The sequence below is a fragment of the Streptomyces jumonjinensis genome (assembly GCF_009600885.1).
GTDB classification, from domain to species: domain Bacteria; phylum Actinomycetota; class Actinomycetes; order Streptomycetales; family Streptomycetaceae; genus Streptomyces; species Streptomyces jumonjinensis.
On record NZ_VCLA01000032.1, the window covers coordinates 1 to 19794 of the forward strand.

Annotated in this window: 15 protein-coding genes and 2 pseudogenes; 10 read left to right on the forward strand and 7 right to left on the reverse strand. The window is 70.9% G+C overall.

The window, feature by feature from the left end; translation table 11 throughout:
• Window positions 1-391: 391 nt before the first annotated feature.
• Window positions 392-655 (reverse strand): WhiB family transcriptional regulator, encoded by a 264-nt coding sequence (locus FF041_RS04515; protein WP_006348971.1) that lies wholly within the window; start codon window positions 653-655, stop codon window positions 392-394.
• A gap of 707 nt (window positions 656-1362) precedes the next feature.
• Between FF041_RS04515 and FF041_RS04520 the strand changes: the two genes are divergently transcribed.
• The 3 genes from FF041_RS04520 to FF041_RS04530 all read left to right on the forward strand — a co-directional run bounded on the left by FF041_RS04520 (window position 1363) and on the right by FF041_RS04530 (window position 4279).
• Window positions 1363-1896 carry a cysteine dioxygenase gene (locus FF041_RS04520; RefSeq protein ID WP_153521122.1) on the forward strand — a complete coding sequence of 178 codons (534 nt, stop codon included), beginning with the start codon at window positions 1363-1365 and terminating at the stop codon, window positions 1894-1896.
• Between the two features lie 83 nt (window positions 1897-1979).
• Window positions 1980-2936, forward strand: a complete 957-nt coding sequence (cofD, locus tag FF041_RS04525) for a 2-phospho-L-lactate transferase (protein ID WP_153521123.1) — start codon at window positions 1980-1982, stop codon at window positions 2934-2936.
• 32 nt (window positions 2937-2968) lie between these two features.
• Window positions 2969-4279 carry a coenzyme F420-0:L-glutamate ligase gene (locus FF041_RS04530; protein ID WP_153521129.1) on the forward strand — a complete coding sequence of 437 codons (1311 nt, stop codon included), beginning with the start codon at window positions 2969-2971 and terminating at the stop codon, window positions 4277-4279.
• 255 nt (window positions 4280-4534) lie between these two features.
• Here FF041_RS04530 and FF041_RS04535 read toward each other — a convergent pair whose 3' ends face one another.
• The gene (locus FF041_RS04535; protein WP_323391204.1) at window positions 4535-5509 is read right to left on the reverse strand and encodes a DNA-3-methyladenine glycosylase family protein; all 975 of its coding nucleotides are present in this window, start codon (window positions 5507-5509) and stop codon (window positions 4535-4537) included.
• Window positions 5510-5585: 76 nt separating this feature from the next.
• Complete coding sequence (locus FF041_RS04540) at window positions 5586-6098, reverse strand: ATP-binding protein (RefSeq protein WP_323391206.1); 513 nt, start codon at window positions 6096-6098, stop codon at window positions 5586-5588.
• A gap of 350 nt (window positions 6099-6448) precedes the next feature.
• Here FF041_RS04540 and FF041_RS04545 point away from each other — a divergent pair, with 350 nt between their 5' ends.
• A complete protein-coding gene (locus tag FF041_RS04545) occupies window positions 6449-7042 on the forward strand; it encodes a phospholipase D-like domain-containing protein (RefSeq protein WP_153480561.1) in 594 nt (197 codons plus the stop codon).
• A 167-nt stretch (window positions 7043-7209) separates the two neighbouring features.
• On the opposite strand, the gene manB is transcribed toward FF041_RS04545, so the two are convergent.
• Both manB and FF041_RS04555 read right to left on the reverse strand, forming a co-directional pair.
• Window positions 7210-8292, reverse strand: coding sequence for a mannose-1-phosphate guanylyltransferase (gene manB, locus FF041_RS04550; protein WP_323371044.1), 1083 nt, complete (start codon window positions 8290-8292; stop codon window positions 7210-7212).
• An 87-nt stretch (window positions 8293-8379) separates the two neighbouring features.
• Complete coding sequence (locus tag FF041_RS04555) at window positions 8380-9720, reverse strand: peptidoglycan recognition protein family protein (RefSeq protein ID WP_153521125.1); 1341 nt, start codon at window positions 9718-9720, stop codon at window positions 8380-8382.
• 127 nt (window positions 9721-9847) lie between these two features.
• Here FF041_RS04555 and FF041_RS04560 point away from each other — a divergent pair, with 127 nt between their 5' ends.
• From FF041_RS04560 to FF041_RS04575, 4 genes and pseudogenes are all read left to right on the forward strand, one after another.
• Entirely contained in the window at window positions 9848-10606 is a 759-nt protein-coding gene (locus FF041_RS04560; protein WP_153521126.1) for a TIGR03089 family protein, read from the forward strand.
• A gap of 290 nt (window positions 10607-10896) precedes the next feature.
• Entirely contained in the window at window positions 10897-12333 is a 1437-nt protein-coding gene (locus FF041_RS04565; protein ID WP_323391210.1) for an LCP family protein, read from the forward strand.
• Window positions 12334-12554: 221 nt separating this feature from the next.
• Window positions 12555-14363 (forward strand): LCP family protein, encoded by a 1809-nt coding sequence (locus FF041_RS04570; RefSeq protein WP_323391212.1) that lies wholly within the window; start codon window positions 12555-12557, stop codon window positions 14361-14363.
• A gap of 77 nt (window positions 14364-14440) precedes the next feature.
• A pseudogene (locus FF041_RS04575) lies at window positions 14441-16014 on the forward strand (LCP family protein).
• 153 nt (window positions 16015-16167) lie between these two features.
• On the opposite strand, the gene FF041_RS04580 reads toward FF041_RS04575, so the two are convergent.
• Window positions 16168-17178, reverse strand: a complete 1011-nt coding sequence (locus FF041_RS04580; protein WP_153480546.1) for a glycosyltransferase family 2 protein — start codon at window positions 17176-17178, stop codon at window positions 16168-16170.
• A gap of 121 nt (window positions 17179-17299) precedes the next feature.
• Between FF041_RS04580 and FF041_RS04585 the strand changes: the two genes are divergently transcribed.
• On the forward strand, window positions 17300-18751 hold the full coding sequence (locus FF041_RS04585) for an LCP family glycopolymer transferase (RefSeq protein WP_434094576.1): 1452 nt from the start codon (window positions 17300-17302) through the stop codon (window positions 18749-18751).
• Window positions 18752-18785: 34 nt separating this feature from the next.
• Here FF041_RS04585 and FF041_RS04590 read toward each other — a convergent pair whose 3' ends face one another.
• Window positions 18786-19334, reverse strand: coding sequence for an acyl-CoA thioesterase (locus tag FF041_RS04590; RefSeq protein WP_153480545.1), 549 nt, complete (start codon window positions 19332-19334; stop codon window positions 18786-18788).
• A 181-nt stretch (window positions 19335-19515) separates the two neighbouring features.
• On the opposite strand from FF041_RS04590, the pseudogene FF041_RS04595 reads away from it, so the two are divergent.
• Window positions 19516-19794 (forward strand): annotated as a pseudogene (locus tag FF041_RS04595) (LCP family protein); the annotation flags it as partial.

The window sequence follows — 19794 nt, forward strand, 5'->3', positions numbered from 1 at the left end:
TTTTACGTCCCGGCACCACCCCTGCGCGGCCCCCTCCCATGAGACCCCAACTGCCCGCCGTCTATCCCGGGTGCGGGGGAACGGTCGGCCCAGCCCTGAGGAGCGCGGCCCCCTCCCATGCAAGTCGAAACCCGCCCCGCCCGGACCGTGTGCCGGGCCGTGCGGCCCTCCTGCCGGTGGGCTGCTGCTGTCCGGGCGGGTGTGGCGTGGGGTGTACGGGGGTGGAGATTCGTCCGGAAAACGCCTCTGGGATGGGCTAGCTGACGCTGCGGCGGGCGGTGGCGGATACGCGAACGGTCCGCCGGCTGCGGGGAAGCCGCAGTCGGCGGACCGTGGTCGAAGATGGTCCGGAGTCCGTTGTCCGGTCTGGCTCGGGGTATGCGCTCGGTTTTCAGACGGCGGCCTTCTTCAGTCGTCGCCGCTCCCGCTCGGAGAGCCCGCCCCAGATACCGAATCGCTCATCATTGGCCAGCGCGTACTCAAGGCATTCCGAACGGACTTCACACGCGAGACAGACTTTCTTCGCCTCACGCGTGGAACCTCCTTTTTCGGGGAAGAAGGACTCAGGATCGGTCTGGGCGCACAACGCGCGCTCCTGCCACCCGATTTCGTCGTCCGCGTCCTCGACCAGCAGTTGTTCGAACAGCTCGGTCATGTGCGCCCCTCGTCTGTCTCTGCGTCCCCGTGATGTTGCCGTGAATCGATTTCGGCCAAACGACACGAGTGAAATTACAAGTACGTGATCTGCCCCAGTCAAGCCGGGATCTGCTATTAGGTCCCGTATTCACTCTGCGGAACCAAGGCTATGCGGAAAGTGTTCAAATCACCAAAAACCTGACACATGCCAGCGGCCTACCCCACGCCCAGGCACGCCCTCCCTTCTCCTGAGTGAAGACGACACCGGGATCGATCTTGTTGCGATCCGGCCATCGAAGCGACCCGGATCACAGTCAGGTCACGGGTCCGCGACAGCGCTCTCCGCCACGGCCTGGTGCGGCTCCCACGGCTGCTGCGCCTTGTCTCCGGCATGCCGCGCGAGTAAACCGCCCTCCGGATTCCGTAACCGTATGAGGTGAAACATTGCCGCCATATCGGTCATTGAGTTGACATGGAAGGGGTCACCCGTCACTTTGGATGGCATGCCAGCGACCTCAGCCTCCTTCGTGACCCCCGTACGCGGGTTCCGTAGCGCTGTCCAGGCCCGCTGTCGCTGTTCCAGCTGTTGATGCCCTAGCGCTCCGGCTTCCCTTCCCCGTACTGCCGTACCCGGCCGCCCGTGCCCCCGTACACCCCCGTGCTCCGGCGAACACCCGCCGGAGCGCCCCCGCACCGTTCGCTCTCCGCCGAGGAACCACCGCACCCATGAACAGCGACAGCGACCTCCAGATCGCCGGCGACATCCTCGCCGTCCAGCACCTTCTCCAGCCCGCCCGCGAACACCCGGCCACCGTCGCCGACTTCGTCGGGCTCGCCCGCTCCATCGCCGCCGACCGCGCGCACTGGGCGCCCCTGGTCGAGTACGACGCCGCCAGCCGCTGGTACCACCGGCTGCGCACCGGTCCGGGATATGAGGTGTGGCTGCTCTCCTGGGTGCCCGGACAGGGCACCGGACCGCATGACCACGGACCGTCGTCCGGAGTGCTCACCGTGCTCGAAGGACAGCTCACCGAACGCACCCGGCGAGGGCCGATCACGCTGGCGGCGGGGGCACAGCGAGTGTTCGCACCGGGGTACGCCCACGACCTGGTCAACGATTCGCTCGAACCGGCGGTCTCGCTGCACATCTACTACCCGGGGCTGACCGAGATGCCGATGCACCCGGAGCCGGTCGCGCAGGCGCGGCGGGAGACGCCCCGGGAGACGCCCCGGGTGGCTGTGGAGTCCCTCGCCGGCTGACGGCCGACCACCACCTCTCATGCGACCATCCCTCATACGACCACCCCGCATACGGTCAGGCTCCGCCTGACAGACTTATGGGCATGCGCATTGTGGTTCTGGCCGGCGGCATCGGTGGTGCCCGTTTTCTTCGCGGTCTCAAGCAGGCCGCGCCGGAAGCGGACATCACGGTGATCGGCAACACCGGTGACGACATCCATCTGTTCGGACTGAAGGTCTGCCCCGACCTCGACACCGTCATGTACACCCTCGGCGGCGGCATCAACGAGGAGCAGGGCTGGGGGCGTACGGACGAGAGCTTCCGGGTCAAGGAGGAGCTCGCGGCCTACGGGGTGGGACCCGAGTGGTTCGGCCTCGGCGACCGTGACTTCGCGACGCATATCGTCCGCACCCAGATGCTGTCCGCGGGCTATCCGCTCAGCGCCGTCACCGAGGCGCTCTGCACCCGCTGGAACCCCGGCGTACGGCTGCTGCCGATGTCGGACGACCGGGTCGAGACGCATGTGGCCGTGGAGCTGGACGGCGAGCGGAAGGTCATCCACTTCCAGGAGTACTGGGTGAAGCTGCGGGCCTCGCTGCCCGCGGACGCGGTCGTACCCGTAGGGGCCGATCAGGCGAAGCCCGCACCGGGGGTGCTGGAGGCCATCGCCGCCGCCGATGTGATCCTCTTCCCGCCGTCGAACCCGGTCGTCAGCGTCGGCACGATCCTGGCGGTGCCCGGCATCCGGGAGGCCATCGCCGAAGCGGGCGTACCGGTGGTGGGGCTCTCCCCCATCGTCGGGGACGCGCCCGTGCGCGGAATGGCCGACAAGGTGCTCGCGGCGGTCGGAGTGGAGGCGACGGCCGAGGCCGTCGCCCGGCACTACGGCTCCGGGCTGCTGGACGGCTGGCTGGTCGACACCGTGGACGCGGGAGCCGTCGCCGGCGTCGAGGACGCCGGGATCCGCTGCCGTGCCGTACCGCTGATGATGACGGACCTCGACGCGACGGCCGAGATGGCGCGGCAGGCGCTGGCGCTGGCGCTGGAGGTGCGGGCATGACGCTCCACGAGACGGCGGCGGGCGCCGCGACGATGACCGCCGCCCCCGCCTTCACGGTGCGCGCCCTCACCGGGCTGCCGGAGGTCCGGCCCGGCGACGACCTCGCCCAGCTGATCGCCGCCACCGGTCCCGAGCTGATCGACGGGGACATCCTGGTCGTCACCTCCAAGATCGTCAGCAAGGCCGAGGGGCGGCTGCTCGCCGCCGACGACCGCGAGGCCGCCATAGACGCCGAGACCGTACGCGTGGTGGCCCGGCGCGGCCCGCTGCGGATCGTCCAGAACCGGCAGGGGCTGGTGATGGCCGCCGCCGGGGTCGACGCCTCCAACACCCCCGCCGGGACGGTTCTGCTGCTGCCCGAGGACCCCGACGCGTCCGCGCGGGCGATCCGCGCGGGGCTGCGCACCGCACTCGGGGTGGACGTCGGCGTGATCGTCACGGACACCTTCGGACGGCCCTGGCGCTCCGGGCTCACCGATGTCGCCATCGGAGCCGCCGGAGTGCGGGTCCTGGACGATCTGCGCGGCGGCACGGACGCCCACGGCAATCCGCTGAGCGCGACGGTCGTCGCCACCGCCGATGAACTCGCCGCCGCCGCCGACCTGGTCAAGGGCAAGACGGCGGGGCTGCCGGTCGCCGTGCTGCGCGGACTCCCCCAGCTGGTGGGCGAGGACGGCGCAAGCGGTGACGGGGCCCGCGCGCTGGTGCGGAGCCCGGAGGACGACATGTTCCGGCTCGGCACCTCCGAGGCGGTACGGGAGGCGGTGACCCAGCGGCGTACCGTACGGGAGTTCACCGACCAGCCGGTTGACCCGGCGGCGGTACGCCGTGCCGTCGCCGCCGCGGTGACCGCGCCCGCACCGCACCACACCACTCCCTGGCGTTTCGTCCTGCTGGAATCGGCAGCGTCGCGCACCGGACTGCTCGACGCGATGCGGGACGCGTGGATCGCGGATCTGCGACGCGACGGGAAGTCCGAGGAGTCCATCGCCAAGCGGGTGCGCCGGGGCGAGGTGCTGCGCCGGGCGCCGTATCTCGTGGTGCCCTGTCTGGTGATGGACGGCTCGCACCACTACGGCGACGAGCGGCGCGACGCGGCCGAGCGGGAGATGTTCGTGGTCGCGACGGGCGCGGGCGTACAGAACTTCCTGGTGGCGCTGGCGGGCGAGCGGCTGGGCTCGGCGTGGGTGTCGTCCACGATGTTCTGCCGCGAGGTCGTCCGCGAGGTGCTGGGGCTGCCCGCCGCGTGGGACCCGATGGGGGCGGTCGCGGTGGGGCATGCCGCCGCGCCGCCGAAGGACCGTCCGGCACGGGACGCCGCCGCCTTCATCCAGGTGCGGTAGCTCCTAGGGAGTGTCGTCGAAGTAGCGTCGTCCGCCCGGATGGGGGTGCCCCCGGGCGAAGCCCAGGGGGAGAGCCACTGCGGTGGGGGCACTCCCCCTGGGCCTTCGGCCCGGGTGCACCCCCACCCGTGCCGCTAGGCACAGGGGGCCATTGGCGACTGACGACAACGCAGCGTGGGGGCACCTCCCGGGCCGAAGGCCCAGGGGGAGTGCGTGCCAGGGCACGGCAGACAGACGGGACTTCGACGACACGACCTACAGCAGGCCGATGTCGGCGCGGGGCATCTTGGGGACGCGCCGCGCCGGGGTACGGCCGCTGAGCAGGATCAGACGGGCGGCGCGATGGCGCTGGCCGGCGTACGGGGCGAGGAGGCCCAGCATCGCCGCGTCGTCCGCGTCACGGTCGCCCGCCAGCGCGTAGCCCACGATGCCGGGGAGGTGGAGATCGCCGACGGTGACGGCGTCAGGGGCTCCATTGCTGCGCTGAACGGTCTCCGCCGAGGTCCACGGGCCGATGCCGGGGATCAGCTCCAGGCGTGCCTGGGCCCGCTCGGGCTCCATCGCGGCGGCTTCCTCCATCCGGCGGGCGGCGCGGACGGCGCGGATGACCGTGGCGGCGCGCTTGTCGTCGACGCCCGCGCGGTGCCACTCCCAGGACGGGATGAGCGCCCAGGCGCGGGCATCGGGCATCACATACAGCCCGGGCGCCGGGCCGGGGGCGGGCTCGCCGTACTTCCGCACCAGGAGCCGCCAGGCGCGGTACGCCTCATCCGTGGTGACCTTCTGTTCCAGGACCGAGGGGATCAGGGACTCCAGGACCAGTCCGGTACGGGTGAGGCGCAGCCCGGGCCGGCGGTGGTGGGTGTGGGCGAGCAGCCGGTGCCGGGGAGTGAAGGCGCCGGGGTCGTCATGGGCCCCCAGCAGGGCGGGGAGGCCGTCCAGCAGCCACTCGGCCCCGGGGCCCCATGCCTCCGCGGCCACCTCGCCGGTCCGCTGGGCCGTCACCCGCAGCGTGCCGGGGCCCAGCGGTGTGCGGCTGGCCCGCCAGAAGCTTCCGTCCGGGGCGGCCCGGTAGGTGGGGTCGGCGGGACCCCGCCGCAGCGGTGTGAGCACCAGCCCCAGATCGACCGGGCCGGGCGGCGTCCAGGTCCGGGCCGTGCCGGGGGCGCTCCGCAGCGTGGCGCGGACGCCGGGGGCGGCGGTGGGGCGGGGGGAGAAACGGCCTGACACGGGGGTCCTCGGGACGGGGGCTGACGCTACGAGGGTAGGCGCTCGGCGGGGTGGGCGGAGCGCCCCGGCCGCCCCGTCACCACCGGATCTCCGCCCAGACGACCTTACCCAGGGGCCGGTCGTCGGTTCCCCACCGGGTGAGGGCGTTGAGGACGACCAGTCCGCGGCCCCGTTCACGGCGCGCGGACTCCGGTCTCGGACGCGGTGTACGCCGTACCGGATCGTGCACCTCGATACGGAGCCGGTCCACCCCGGCCTCGACGACGACGAGCAGGGAGTCGCCGGGCTCGGTCCCGTACCGTACGGCGTTCGTCACCAGCTCCGACACGACGAGCTCCACATCGCTCATGCGCTCCGGGCTGAGCTCCGGCGCCAGGAAGGCGACCATGTCGCGGGCGTACGCGCGGGCCGCGGCGACCGATTCGGGGGTGCTCTCCAGTGTCAGCGGCGAGGACGGCTGGGCGGGGGGTGCGGCGTCCTCCCGGGGCTCTTCCCCGCCCCGCTCGCGCCGCCCGGCACAGGCGGGGGCTGCGGGGTCCGGCGGGTCCTTCCGGGGGGTGCCGAGGCCGCCGGCCGTAGGATCTGTCACGTCGTCAACTCCCATGAGATCGGGGGCCGATGCCCCCGGGACGTGCGCGCGGCCACGAGGGTCTTCCGTGGGAAGAGCCTGGCCACTCGTTGGGGGCGTATCGCCTTCTTTTCCAAGGCGTCTGGAACGGCTCGGCACTACCGTCGGAGAACGCCCAAACGTCCTCTGGAGGGGCCTTGAACTCGGCATTACGCTCAGCTATGCAGTCGGCCGGCGTGTCGCCCAGACAACTGGCGGCGCGTGTGGGGGTGTCCGGCAAAACTGTCGAACGCTGGCTCTCGGACGCCGAGTTGATACCCCACGGCAGGAACCGGCACGACGCCTCGACGGTGTTGGGAGTGGAAGCGGACATGCTCTGGCCCAAAGCGGTCAAGGACAGAATCAAATCGGGGGGCGACCGGGAGATCGTGCAGAGCTACCCGTACCGGTCGGGCTGCCCTTCAACGGTATGGAGCGACCTCATCTCCGAGGCCGCCGAAGAGCTGTTCTTCGGCGGCTACACCTCCTACTTCCTGTGGACCCAGGTTCCGGCGCTCGCCGACACGCTGCGGCGCAAGGCGGAGCACGGCTGCCGGGTCCGATTTCTGCTCGGCGATCCGCACGGCCAGGTGACCGGTCGGCGCGAGGACATCGAGAAGGTCGCGCTCACCGTCTCCACCAGGATCAGAACGACCCTGGAGCATCTCGCGGCCATAGGAGAGGTGAGCGGTCTCGAAGCGCGGTTCTCCGCTCCGGCGGACGCCACCAACCATGTGTCGCTCTCGGTCTTCCGCTTCGACAGTCAGGCGCTGGTGACACCGCATCTGGCCACGCATGTCGGCCATGACTCCCCCTTGCTCCATCTGCGGCGGCGCAGCACCGGCGGGATGTTCTCCCGTTTCGCCGACCACGCGGAGGAACTGTGGAGCAGGGGGATCCCGATCGGGAAGACGGACCGTGGCTGACGCATGGCCCGCGCGGGCCGCGCGGGCCGTGCGCCGGATCGCGCCGTGACACCCGGTCCGGAGCGGCGGGGACGGGCAGTTGTCCGTCCCCGCTGAGCAGTTGTCCGTTCCCCGCTGATACGGACCGTCGATCAGGACCGTCGATCGATCAGGACTGCCTATCCCGGCTACTGGTCCGACGAGAAGCGCACCGCGCCCGCCGGAAGGACCGCGTCGCACCACACGCGGACGCCGTCGCGCAGTTCGTTGTCCGCGCCGACCACCGCGCCGTCGCCGATGACCGCTCCGGTCAGCGCCGTACGCGCCCCGATCCGGGCCCGCTCGCCGATCAGCGAGGACGAGATCACCGCCCCTTCCTCGACCACCGCGCCCGCCAGCACCACACTGCCGTCGATCCGCGCGCCGGAGCCGACCGTCGCGCCCTCGCAGACCACGGTCCCGCCGCTCAGTTTGGCGTCGGGCGCGACGGAGGCCGAGGCCAGGACGAGGCGGTCGCCCCGGCGGCCCGGGACCGCCGGGGAGGGGGCCCGGCCCATGACCAGATCGGCCGAGCCCCGGACGAACGCCTGCGGGGTGCCGAGATCCAGCCAGTAGGTGGAGTCGACCATGCCCTGGAGATGCGCGCCCGAGGAGAGCAGGCCCGGGAAGGTCTCCCGTTCCACCGAGACGGGGCGGCCCGCCGGAATGCTGTCGATGACCGAACGCCGGAACACATACGCCCCGGCGTTGATCTGGTCCGTGACGATCTCCTCCGGGGTCTGCGGCTTCTCCAGGAACGCCGTCACCCGGCCGCTCCCGTCCGTCGGCACCAGACCGAACGCCCGGGGGTCGGCGACCCGGGTCAGATGGAGCGAGACATCCGCCCCCGACTCCCGGTGCGTGGTCACCAGCGCCCCGATGTCCAGGCCCGTCAGGATGTCCCCGTTGAAGATCAGAACCGGGTCGTCCGGGCCCGAGCGCAGCCGCTCGGCCACATTGCGGATCGCTCCGCCGGTGCCGAGCGGCTCCTTCTCGGTGACGTACTCCAGGCTCAGGCCCAGGGACGATCCGTCGCCGAAGTACGGTTCGAAGACCTCCGCCAGATACGAGGTGGCCAGCACGATGTGCTCGACCCCCGCCGCCCGCGCCCGCGCCAGCTGGTGGGTGAGGAACGGGACGCCGGCCGCCGGGACCATCGGCTTGGGCGTGTTGACGGTGAGCGGGCGCAGCCGCGTGCCTTTGCCGCCGACCAGGAGGATCGCTTCTGTCACCGTGTCGTCTCTGCTTCCTGTCCGGGACGGAGGGTGGTCATTCGTTCGAGATCGGTCAGTTTATGCAGTAGGCGGCGGTCTCCCGGCTCATACGCGCCCCTGATAACCGGCGGACGCCGTTCGCGCGGCGCCGAGCCTGCCGTAGAGGCGGGCGCCGGGGCAGTCGGTGTGGAAACCGTCCCGGTGTCCGGAGATGACGTTGAAGGTGACCTTCCGGCCCTTCGCGTACTTACCGCTGCCCCCTGACGTCAGTGTCACCCGCCCCTTCGGATTGCCCTGGAACAGCCCGAGTTTCCACGCGGTCAGCTTGGCGAGCGCGGTCACCGCCGCCGCGGGCGGATCGGTGCGACTGTACGACCCGAGCACCGCGATGCCCATGCTGTCGGTGTTGAAACCCAGGGTGTGCGCGCCGCGCACCGCCTTGGCCACGCCTCCGGCACGGCCCTCGTAGATGTTTCCGCATTTGTCGACGGCGAAGTTGTAGCCGATGTCCCGCCAGCCGGTGCTCACGACGTGGTACCGGTAGATACTGCGAAGGACGGAGGGCGCCTGCTTGCAGGTGTAGCCGTTGCCCGTGGCGCTGTGGTGGACGAAGGCCGCCTTGACCTTGGTGCTGTAGACGAAGCCCTTCTCCCTCAGCGACTCGCTGGCGCCCCATCCCTTGCGGGTGACGATCCTGGGGCGCGGGCCGACGTAGGGCAGGGTCGCCGGGGCGGCCGGGAGCACGTCGACGAGCGTCTCGGGGAAGGGGAGCGCCCCCGGGGGGCCGGCGAGCGGCCGGGGCCCCGCCGGGGAGGAATGCGGCCGGGGCCCCGCATCCGTCCCGGGCCCGGAGAGCGCCCGGGTCCCCGCCGCCGGGGAGGAATGCGCCCGGGTCTCCGCGTCCGGGGAAGAGAGCGCCCGGGTCTCCGCCGTCTCGTCCTCGCCGGGGTGCACCAGCTCCAGCCGCATCCCGGCGGGCAGCCGGGCGGGTTCCCCCGTATCGGGCCGTACCCGTGCCTCCACCCCGTCCGAGGCCCCCGCCCACAGCGGCGCCGTCGATCCGCGCGAGGCCCGTCTCTCCGGGGTCCCCGGGTCCGCGCCGTGGTCGTGGTTGCGGGTCTCCACCTTCCGCCAGCCCGACCAGCGGCCGGAGCCGGCCGCGCGGGTGCGGACCTGGACCGTGCCGTGGAGCTCAGTGTCGGCGTCGTCCCAGACGACGCCGACCAGGGAGAACGGCCGTACCCGCGGGGCGGACAGCCGGTGCTCGGCGGACGGGGCGAGCGAGCGGGCGGACGGGGCGAGCGGCAGGGACTGGGTGGAGCCGGGGAGATCGGGGGCCCGGTCCGCCGGCGGCGGCGCGGCGGCGGCCCCGGAGGGCAGCGAGAGCGGGAGTACGAGCGCGGTCGAGACCGCGACTTGGACCGAGGAAGCCAGGAATCCACGCATGCAGAAGATCCTGAACCGTCACCGCCGTTATCGCGCGGCGGCACACGGGCGGGCCTTCATGCCGACCGGAGGATCACCTCACTGGTACGTACGCCCCGCGCCCTGCGCGGCGCGTACCCTAACGCGGATGAACGCCATCGACCGCACCCCTGCCGACCTGCTGCGATCCTCGCTCGCCGTGGACCCGGCACGCCCCTTGGTCACCTTCTACGACGACGCCACCGGTGAGCGCGTCGAATTGTCCGTCGCCACCTTCGCCAATTGGGTGGCCAAGACGGCGAATCTGCTCCAGGGCGAGCTCGCGGCCGAGCCCGGCGACCGGCTCGCGCTGCTGCTGCCCGCGCACTGGCAGAGCGCGGTATGGCTGCTGGCCTGCGCGTCGACCGGGGTGACGGCGGAGGTGGGCGGCGACCCCGCCGAGGCGGATCTGGTCGTCAGCGGCCCGGACACCCTGGAAGAGGCGCGGGCGTGCGCCGGGGAGCGGGTGGCGCTGGCGCTGCGCCCCCTCGGCGGGCGGTTCCCGCAGCCTCCGGCGGGCTTCTCCGACTACGCGGTGGAGGTGCCATCGCAGGGCGACCGCTTCACGCCGTACGCGCCGGTCGACCCGGCCGCTCCGGCGCTGATCGTCGGCGGTCTGGAGCTGAGCGGCGAGCGGCTGGTGGAGCGGGCGCGCGCGGACGCGGCCGAACTCGGCCTGGCGCAGGGGTCACGGCTGCTGACCGGGCTCGGCTACGACAGCTGGGAGGGGCTGTCCGCAGGGCTGTTCGCCCCGCTGGCCGCCGGGGCCTCCGTGGTACTGTGCCGCCATCTCGACCGTGTGTCCGAAGACCGTCTGCGGGAGCGAATCGAGAGCGAGCGGGTCACCGTCACCGCGGGTCGGCACTGACCGCGTACGGACCGGCGCCACGGCACGGAAAGCATCGCGCACCAGCAGCGCGGGCCGTCGCACGTCGCGCACGAACCACTCCCTCGGAACGCCCGGCACCATCGGACGCGAGTGGCTGAATCCCATGTGTGGGGCCACCGCCCGGACCGCGTCCCGGTCCGTGGCCCCAACTCCGGTGAACGGTCGGGGAAACGCAAGCCTCCACGCACAACCATGCGCGATGTTCAGCCGTCTAGTCCATCGATCGACGGTCCAGCGCGCCGCCGACGCCATGAGGGATGGACACGAACGTGACCGACAGTGCTGGTACTCCGATCGGCCCGGCGGACCGGGCCGGGGACGAAGGCGCGATCGACGCGGTGAGCGAATCAGCCGCGCCCAGCACATCCGGCGCCGCCGGGACCGACAAGGCCATGGCCGCCGTCGGGACCCTGGCCGCCGGGACCCTGGCCGCCGGGGAGAGCGCCGAGGCCGCCGGGACCGGCGGAACGAGCCGGACCGCCACGGCCACGGCCACGGCCCCCGCCGCGACCGCCACGACCGCAGCGCATGCCACGGCCGCCGACACCACAGAGTCCGCCGAGCCCGCCGCGGCCACCACCCTCGCCGAGCCGCCCAACCGCACCCGCCACTGGGTGCGTTGGGCCGCCTTCGGCACCTCGCTCGTCGTGCTCGCCGCCGCGGGCGCCGCCTGGTGGTCCTACCGCGAGCTCGACTCCAACATCACCACCGACACCACCGCCGCCGCCGAGCTGGAGACGTTCGAGCAGGAGCGGCCCACCCCGATAGCCCTGGACGCCCAGAACATCCTCATCCTGGGCTCCGACACCCGTGCGGGCGAGGGCAACCGCAAGTACGGCCGGGACGACGGCGGCAGCCAGCGTTCGGACACCACGATCCTGCTGCATATCGCCGCCGACCGGCAGAGCGCGACCGCGATGTCCATCCCGCGCGATCTGATGGCCGAGATCCCCAACTGCCGCAGAGCCGACGGCACTCGCAGCACCACGCAGTTCGCGCAGTTCAACGGGGCGTTCACGATCGGCGGCGCGGCCTGCACCATACGTACCGTCGAGAAGATGACGGGGGTGCGCATCGACCATCACATGATCCTGGACTTCAGCGGCTTCAAGAGCATGGTCGACGCGATCGGCGGCGTCGAGGTCTGTCTGAAGGAGCCCATCGACGACGCGGACGCCCATCTGAAGCTCGACTCGGGCCGGCAGAAGCTCGACGGCGAGGAGGCCCTCGGCTATGTGCGGGCCCGTAAGTCCATCGGCGACGGCAGCGACACCGAGCGGATGGAGCGGCAGCAGCAGTTCCTGGGCTCGCTGGTCAAGAAGGTGCAGAGCAACGGCGTACTGCTCAATCCGGCGAAGCTCTACCCGCTGCTGGAGGCGGCGACCAAGTCGCTGACCACGGACCCGGGCCTGGACTCGCTGAAGGATCTCTACGATCTGGCCCAGTCGGTGCGGAGCATCCCCACCGAGAAGGTGCAGTTCCTGACCGTGCCCCGGCAGCCGCACACCGCCAATCGGAACCGGGACGAACTAGTACAGCCAGCTGCCAATCGGCTGTTCGGACAGCTGCGCGAAGACACCCCCATCACGGTGCTTCCCCAGGACGCGGAGACGGAGAGCGGCCTGCCGGACGCGAACGCCTCCGGCAGCCCCTCCCCGACCACGACATTCACCGGAACGAACGCGGCGGTGGGCATGTGCAAGTAAAGCGCTGACCAAACCCTGGTTCACTGACCATGCGGATTGGGCGTATTGCCCGGTTGTAAGCGACGTGGAATTTGTCACGTACGTCGCCCCGCTGTGAACTGGGCGGATAGTGTGACGCGATCCGGTACTCAGGCCCCGCGTCGGAAACACTGCTGGACCGAGAGACCGAGCGCCGTCGGGGGAGGCGCCTCGCGTGGCAGCGACGGAGGATTCAGACAACCGTGGATGCGCAGAGCCGTGGGCGGGCGGACGACTTCGACCCCGCCGACCAGTGGGTGCTCAACCCGCAGACCGGCAATTACGAATTGCGACTGGATCACTCCCCACCGCAATCACCCCCCGCCGCTCCCCCGGCCGACCCCATGAGCCAGGTCCCCCCGGACGTTCCGGACGCCTCCTGGGAGCCCCGGACGCCCGGCCCCCGGGAAGCTCCGGACAACCACCGGGCGTCCCCGCAGACGCCCGAGGTGCCCCCGCAGCGCTCACGCCGCTCCGGCGGCCGTGCGGCCAACCGGTCGGGGGGCCGCTCCGGCGGCGCGTCCGGCGGTGCGTCCGGGGGGACGAACCCGCCGGCCGCGGGACGCCGTAAGCGCAAGCAGTCCGCGTCGCGCAAGAAGAAGGCGCTGATGTGGACGGGCGGTGTGCTCGGCTTCGTGGTCGTCGCCGGGTCGGTCGGCGCGTATCTCGTCTATGAGCGTCTCAACTCGAATCTGAGCACCATAGACGTGGCCGGCGCGGGCAGCGGCGGCTTCAAGAAGGACCAGGCCGTCAACATCCTGGTCATCGGCACCGACAAAAGGACTGGAAAGGGCAATACGTCCTACGGTGACCGCGAAAGCCCCGGGCACGCCGACACCACGATCCTCTTCCATGTCTCCAAGGACCGGACGAACGCGACCGCGCTCTCCATTCCCCGGGATCTCATCATGGACATCCCCTCCTGCGAGACGAAGACCGAGGACGGCGTCAAGATGATCCCCGGCTCGCCGGGCACCCGGTTCAACGAGAGCCTCGGCCAGGAGGGCCGCGACCCCGGCTGCACCATGAGCGCGGTCAAGGAGCTGACCGGGATCACCGTCGACCACTTCATGATGGCGGACTTCAACGCGGTCAAGACGATGACCACGGCCATCGACGGGGTGGAGGTCTGCCTCGCCAAGGACATCGACGACAAGGACTCCAAGCTGAAACTGCCCGCCGGCACCCACACGCTGGAGGGCGAGGAGGCGCTCGCGTTCGTCCGCACCCGTCACTCGGTGGGCTTCGGCGGCGATCTGAGCCGGATCGAGATCCAGCAGCAGTTCCTCAGCTCGATGATCCGCAAGATGAAGTCGAGCGACACCCTGACCAGCCCGACCAAGATGCTGGATCTGGCGGACGCCGCCACCAAGGCGCTCACCGTCGACACCGGCATAGGCAGCATCAAGAAGCTCCAGGAACTCGGCATGGAGCTCGCGGACGTGAACCCCGAGAACATCACCTTCACGACGGTTCCGGTGATCGACAACACCGACAAGGCGACCGTGCTGCTCAACGAGGCCAAAGCCAAGCCGCTGTTCACGATGATCCAGAACGACATCTCGCTCACCGAGGTCAAGCAGAAGGAGAAGGACGCCAAGAACGCGCAGAAGAGGCTCCTCAAGGGGCCGCGCGCCCAGGCGTCCGAGGTCAGGGTCCGCGTCTTCAACGGCAGCGACACCCCAGGAGCGGCGCTGGCGACGCTGACCTGGCTCCAGAACGAGCAGGGCGTGCTGAAGGCCAGCAACGAGGGCAACGCCCCCGAGAACCTCAGGAAGACGACCCTGGAGTACGGGCCCGACCAGGCGAACCAGGCCCGCAAGCTCGCGGATCTGATGGGCCTGCCGGCCAGGGCGATGAAGCAGGGCACGGAGGATGCCGGGGCGCTCGAAGCGATGACGCTCACCCTCGGCGCGGATTTCAAGGGCGCGGGGGTGCCCATCACCGGTCCGGGTAAGACGCCGGACGGTGTCAAGAAGGTCAGCGCCGACAAACAGGTCTGCGCCAAGTGAGCCGGGATCGCGCCCTGTGGGAGCACCCGCTCGCTCAGCGGGCATGACAGGGGGATTCAGCGGTGGGACGGAACAGCGTGAGCCCGGCACCCGGAGGCGGTCACCGATCGTCCCGGCGGCGGGCGGCCGCACACGGCGGCACCCGCCGCGCACAGCGCGGCAAGGGCAGACGCCGTGTACTGCGCTGGTCGGCGACCGTGCTGTCGGTGCTGATACTCGCGACGGGCGCGGCCGGATATCTGTATTACGAGCACCTCAACAGCAAGATCAAGAAGGACCGGCTGAACCTCGGCAGACAGATGCCGGACCACAAGCCGAACTCCCAGGGCCAGACTCCGCTGAACATCCTGGTCATCGGCTCCGACGCGCGGGACACCAAGGCGAACCAGAAGCTCGGCGGCGCCAAGGAGACCTTCAACGCGAAGCCGCTCGCCGATGTGCAGATGCTGCTGCATCTGTCGGCGGACCGCTCCAACATCTCGGTGGTCAGCATGCCCCGGGACACCATGCTGCGGATCCCCGAGTGCAAGGATCCCAAGAGCGGCACGGTCTACCCCGCGAGCGACTGGATCCAGACCAACCAGTCCCTGGGCCGGGGCGGTCCGGGCTGCACGGTGGCCACCTGGCATGAGCTGACCGGGATCACCATCGACCACTTCATGATGATCGACTTCGCCGGTGTGGTCTCCATGGCGGACGCCATCGGCGGCGTCCCGGTCTGTGTCACGGACAACATCTACTCCCGCAACGACCGGGGCCAGGGCTCCTATCTGCGGCTGGAAGAGGGCACCACCCACGTCAAGGGGAAGCAGGCGCTCCAGTGGCTGCGTACCCGCTACGGCTTCGACGACGGCACCGATCTCGCCCGTACCCGCGCCCAGCACATGTATATGAACTCGATGGTGCGCGAGCTGCGGAAGAACGCCAAGCTGACCGACCCCAACAAGCTGCGCAAGCTCGCCGAGGCCGCCGTCGACGCGCTCACCGTCGACGAGGAGCTCGGCTCGGTCCCCGAGCTCCTCGGCATCGGCAATGAGCTCAAGAGCGTGCCGACCAAGCGGATCACCATGGCGAAGATGCCGAGCGAGTACTCGACCCGGCCGGGCTTCACCAGCAAGGTGGTGCCCAAGCCGGGCGACGCGGAGAAGCTCTTCCGGTTGGTCCGCGAGGATGTTCCGCTGGACGGCAAGGGCACCGCCAAGAAGAAGAAGGCGTCCGGGACCGTCTCCAAGGACCCGGCCGCGGCACCCGCCGAGATCCCGGTCCAGGTGCGCAACGGCACGGGCGGTGACGGGCAGTTCGCCCAGAAGGGCCGGGCCTCCGAGGTCACCGCCCTGCTCCAGGCCAAGGGCTTCGCCCAGGCCGTCGCCGACCCCACGGTCAGCCCGCAGCAGAAGACCATCGTCCACTTCTCCAACGCGGAGCTGGAGGGCGACGCCCAGGCGGCGGCCAAGGCGCTGGGCATTCCGCTGTCCTCGGTGAAGCAGTCGACGGCCGTCACCGGCATCGCGCTGACCGTGGGCGCGGACTGGCGGCTCGGCGATGTCTTCCCGGAGGCCGATGCGACGACAAGACGCCGTCCACGGCGGAGGCGCTCAGGGGCGACGACTCCAAGGCATGTATGAAGGTCCAGCCGGGGTTCACCTGGTGAGCGACGGCTTGTACGACGGCTTATACGACGGGTACGGCTTATACGACGGGAAGAGCCCCGGGTGTCCGAAACCCGGGGCTCTTCCCGTCGTACAAGCCGTTTAAGCGGTACAAGCCGTATAAGCGGCCGGCCGGAGCGGCCGTCAGCCTGCCGTCAGCCGGTCTTCACCGCGGGGCGGCGGCTGGCGATGACCTTCTTCGCCAGCGCGCGCGGGCTGGTGAGAAAGCCGAAGCCCCACGACATATGCATGGTCGCCAGCGCCACCGGGATCTGGAGGCGGGCCTTCAGCGGCAGCCCCCGGCCCGCCGGGACGGAGCCCGCGACGATCGCGGCCAGATAGCCGCCGGGGATCACCAGACCCCAGGGGGTCAGCACCGCGCCCACCACCGCACCGGCGACGATCGCGCACAGGGCGGTCGGCGGGGCGAGATAGCGCAGATTGATCGAGCCCTGGTGGTAGCGGGCGACGACATGCCGCCAGCGGCCGTAGTCCTTGTACTGCTTGGCGAGCGCCCGGACGGACGGACGGGGCCGGTACTGGACCCTCAGCTCGGGCGAGAACCAGATCAGCCCGCCCGCCTCGCGGATACGGAAGTTCAGCTCCCAGTCCTGGGCGCGGATGAACTCCTCGTTGTAGCCGTCCTGCCGCTCCAGCGCCTCCCGCCGGAAGACCCCGAGATAGACGGTCTCGGCCGGACCGGCGGCGCCGCCGGTGTGGAAGGCCGCGTTCCCGACGCCGACCTTGGAGGTCATGGCGGCGGCGACGGCGTGCTCCCAGTCGTTCTCGCCCTCGGCGTGCATGATGCCGCCGACGTTCTGCGCGCCGGTCTCCGCCAGCAGGCGGACGGCGGTGGCGATGTAGTTCGGCGACAGCATGCCGTGGCCGTCGACGCGTACCACGATCGGGTGACTGGATGCCTTGATGGCCGCGTTCAGCGCGGCGGGGGTGCGCCCGGTGGGATTGGGAACGGTACGGACCCGGGGGTCCTCGCGCACCAGTTCCGCGGCGATCTCGTCGGTGCGGTCCGCGGACGGGCCGAGCGCGATCACCACCTCCATTTCGCCGTCGTACTCCTGCTCCAGGATGTGACGGACCGAGCTGCGCAGATGCCGCTCCTCATTGAGAACCGGCATGATCACGGAGACGGGGGTCGTGGCGTTCATCGGTCGCCACGTTACCGCGAATGGGGGACACGGACGCGCGGCGGCCGGTCGATGGCGTCTGTCGCAGATCGTATGGGCCTACGGTGTGCTGGTTCCCCCGTTCGCCGGAGGTGTCCCGCACGTGCCCACGCCGCGCCGTTCTCCCCGTCCCCGGCCCTCCGGTCCCGGGCCCAGGGCCAGACGGCCGGTGGTCACACGGCCCCGCTGGGGGCTGCGGCTGGCGACCGCGCTCTCGGTGCTGGTGCTGGGGGCGGGCGCGATCGGGCACGCGACGCTGACCGGGCTGGACACCGGGATCGACCGGGTGGACCCGTTCCGCGACATGAAGAACCGGCCCGAGCCGGGCCATGGGATGAATCTGCTGCTCGTCGGCACGGACGGCCGCGAACGGATCGGCGCGAAGGAGCGGAGCAAGTACCGGCTCGGCGGGGTGCCCTGCAACTGCACCGACACGATCATGCTGGTCCACATCTCCCGGGACAGCCGCCGGGCGAGCGTGGTCAGCCTGCCGCGCGACAGCTACGCCGAGCTGCCCGCGCACACCGACCGGAACACGGGCGAGCGGCACCGGGCCCATCCGGTGAAGCTGAACGCCGCCTACGCGGAGGGCGGCCCCGCGCTGACCGTGCGCACGGTCGAAGAGATGACCAAGGTGAAGATCGATCACTATCTGGAGGTCGATTTCACCAGCTTCATGAAGACCGTGGACGCCGTGGGCGGGGTGAAGATCTGTACGACGGAACGGATGACCGACCGGTACACCGGTCTGGACCTCGCGGCCGGAACCCATGAGCTGAACGGCGGCCAGGCCCTTCAGTACGTACGCTCACGCCATGTCGACGTGGCGTCCGACCTGGGCCGGATGCAGCGCCAGCAGCGGTTCGTCGCCGCGCTGATCAAGCGGGCGACCAGCAGCGGGATCCTGCTCAACCCGGTGCGGTTCCGGGCGGTCGCCGCCACCATGCTCGGCTCCGTACGGGCCGACGAGGGCTTCGGCGTGCCCCAGATGCTGGCGCTCGGCCGGGCGATGCGCGGATTCTCAGCGGCGTCGTCGGAATTCGTCTCCGTGCCGGTCCGGGCGACGGTCGAGGCGGCGGGCATCGGCTCCGCCGTCAAGTGGGACGCCGGGAAGGCCCAGCGGATCTTCCGCATGATCCGCGAGGACCGGCCGCTGGCCCCGGACCGCGCCGGACGGACCCCGGCGACGCTGGTGGACGTCTCCCCGCAGCAGATCCGGGTGCAGGTCTACAACGGCACCCGCGAGGACGGGCTGGGCCGCACGGTCGACGCCGCGCTGCGGAAGACCGGGTTCGGCACCACCCGCGCCCCGCTGAACAGCGGCGGGGCCGAGGTGAAGCGCACCATCGTCTCCTACGACCCGCGCTGGGACCGCTCGGCGCGATCACTGGCCACGGCGCTGCCCGGCTGTGCGCTGCGGGCCGTGAAGGGGCAGGGCAGAACGCTGCGGGTGACGGCCGGGACGGACTACCGGGGGGTGGTGCCGGTGCGGGCGCAGGACGCGTACCAGGGAGAGTTCGGGGCGGTGACCGGCGATCAGGTGACCTGCCCCTAGACCGTTTCTTCGGGGCCCTCGGGCCCTCGGGCGCTCAGTCCTCGATGCCCTCGGCGGCCCGCTGCTCGCGGAGCTCCCGGATGGCGCGGCGGCGGGCGAGCCGGTGCGTACGCCTGATCTGGGCCTCCTGGTTGCGCCGCCGGTCGCGCTCGGTCTCGGGTATCACCGGCGGTACGGGCCGGGGCTTGCCGTCCCCGTCCACCGCCGCGAAGACCAGATAGGCGGAGCCGACCTGCTGGGCGGGGGTCGACTCGTTCCAGCGCTCGGCGAGCACCCGTACGCCGACCTCCATCGAGGACCGCCCGGTCCAGTTCACCTGCGCCTTCACATGAACCAGATCGCCGACCCTGACCGGCTCCAGAAAGACCATCTCGTCCATGGACGCGGTCACGGCGGGGCCGCCGGAGTGCCGGCCCGCGACCGCGCCCGCCGCGTCGTCCACCAGCTTCATGATCACGCCGCCGTGCACCGTGCCGAGGAGATTGGTGTCGTTGCCGGTCATGATGTGACTGAGCGTGGTGCGCGAGGCCGAGGTGAGCTTGCCCTCGATCGCCGGATACGGACGGTTGGCCTGATCTGTCATGCCCTCCACCCTAAGCGGGGAGGGCGTCACGGCCCTGTCCGAGCAGAGCGCGTCACGGCCGTGACAGGGCGGAAGCACGCCCGGGGCACGCCCGGAGCATTGCATCAGCTTCGCTACGGAGCCGATCCGAACCCCTACCCACCCTGTCGGCGGCGGACTGTGACCCGGCACACTGATAGCCATGAACGATTGGCCCGATGGGTACGGACGCGGCAGCCAGGGCTCGGAGCCCGAGGGCCCTCGCGCGATGCGCCATGTGCAGCGACCGCCGGTCCCCCAGCAACGGCCGCCGGTCCCCCAGCAGCAGCCGCACGGGTACGGGGACGGCTACGGCGCCCCCTACGACAGCGGCTACAACACGGGCCAGGTCTACGGCACCCCGGCGGCGAGCGTGCACGACGGCCGACGGGGCCAGGGCGGCCCCGGCGGCCCCGCCCGCCCGGCCGGGCCGCCGCCCGCG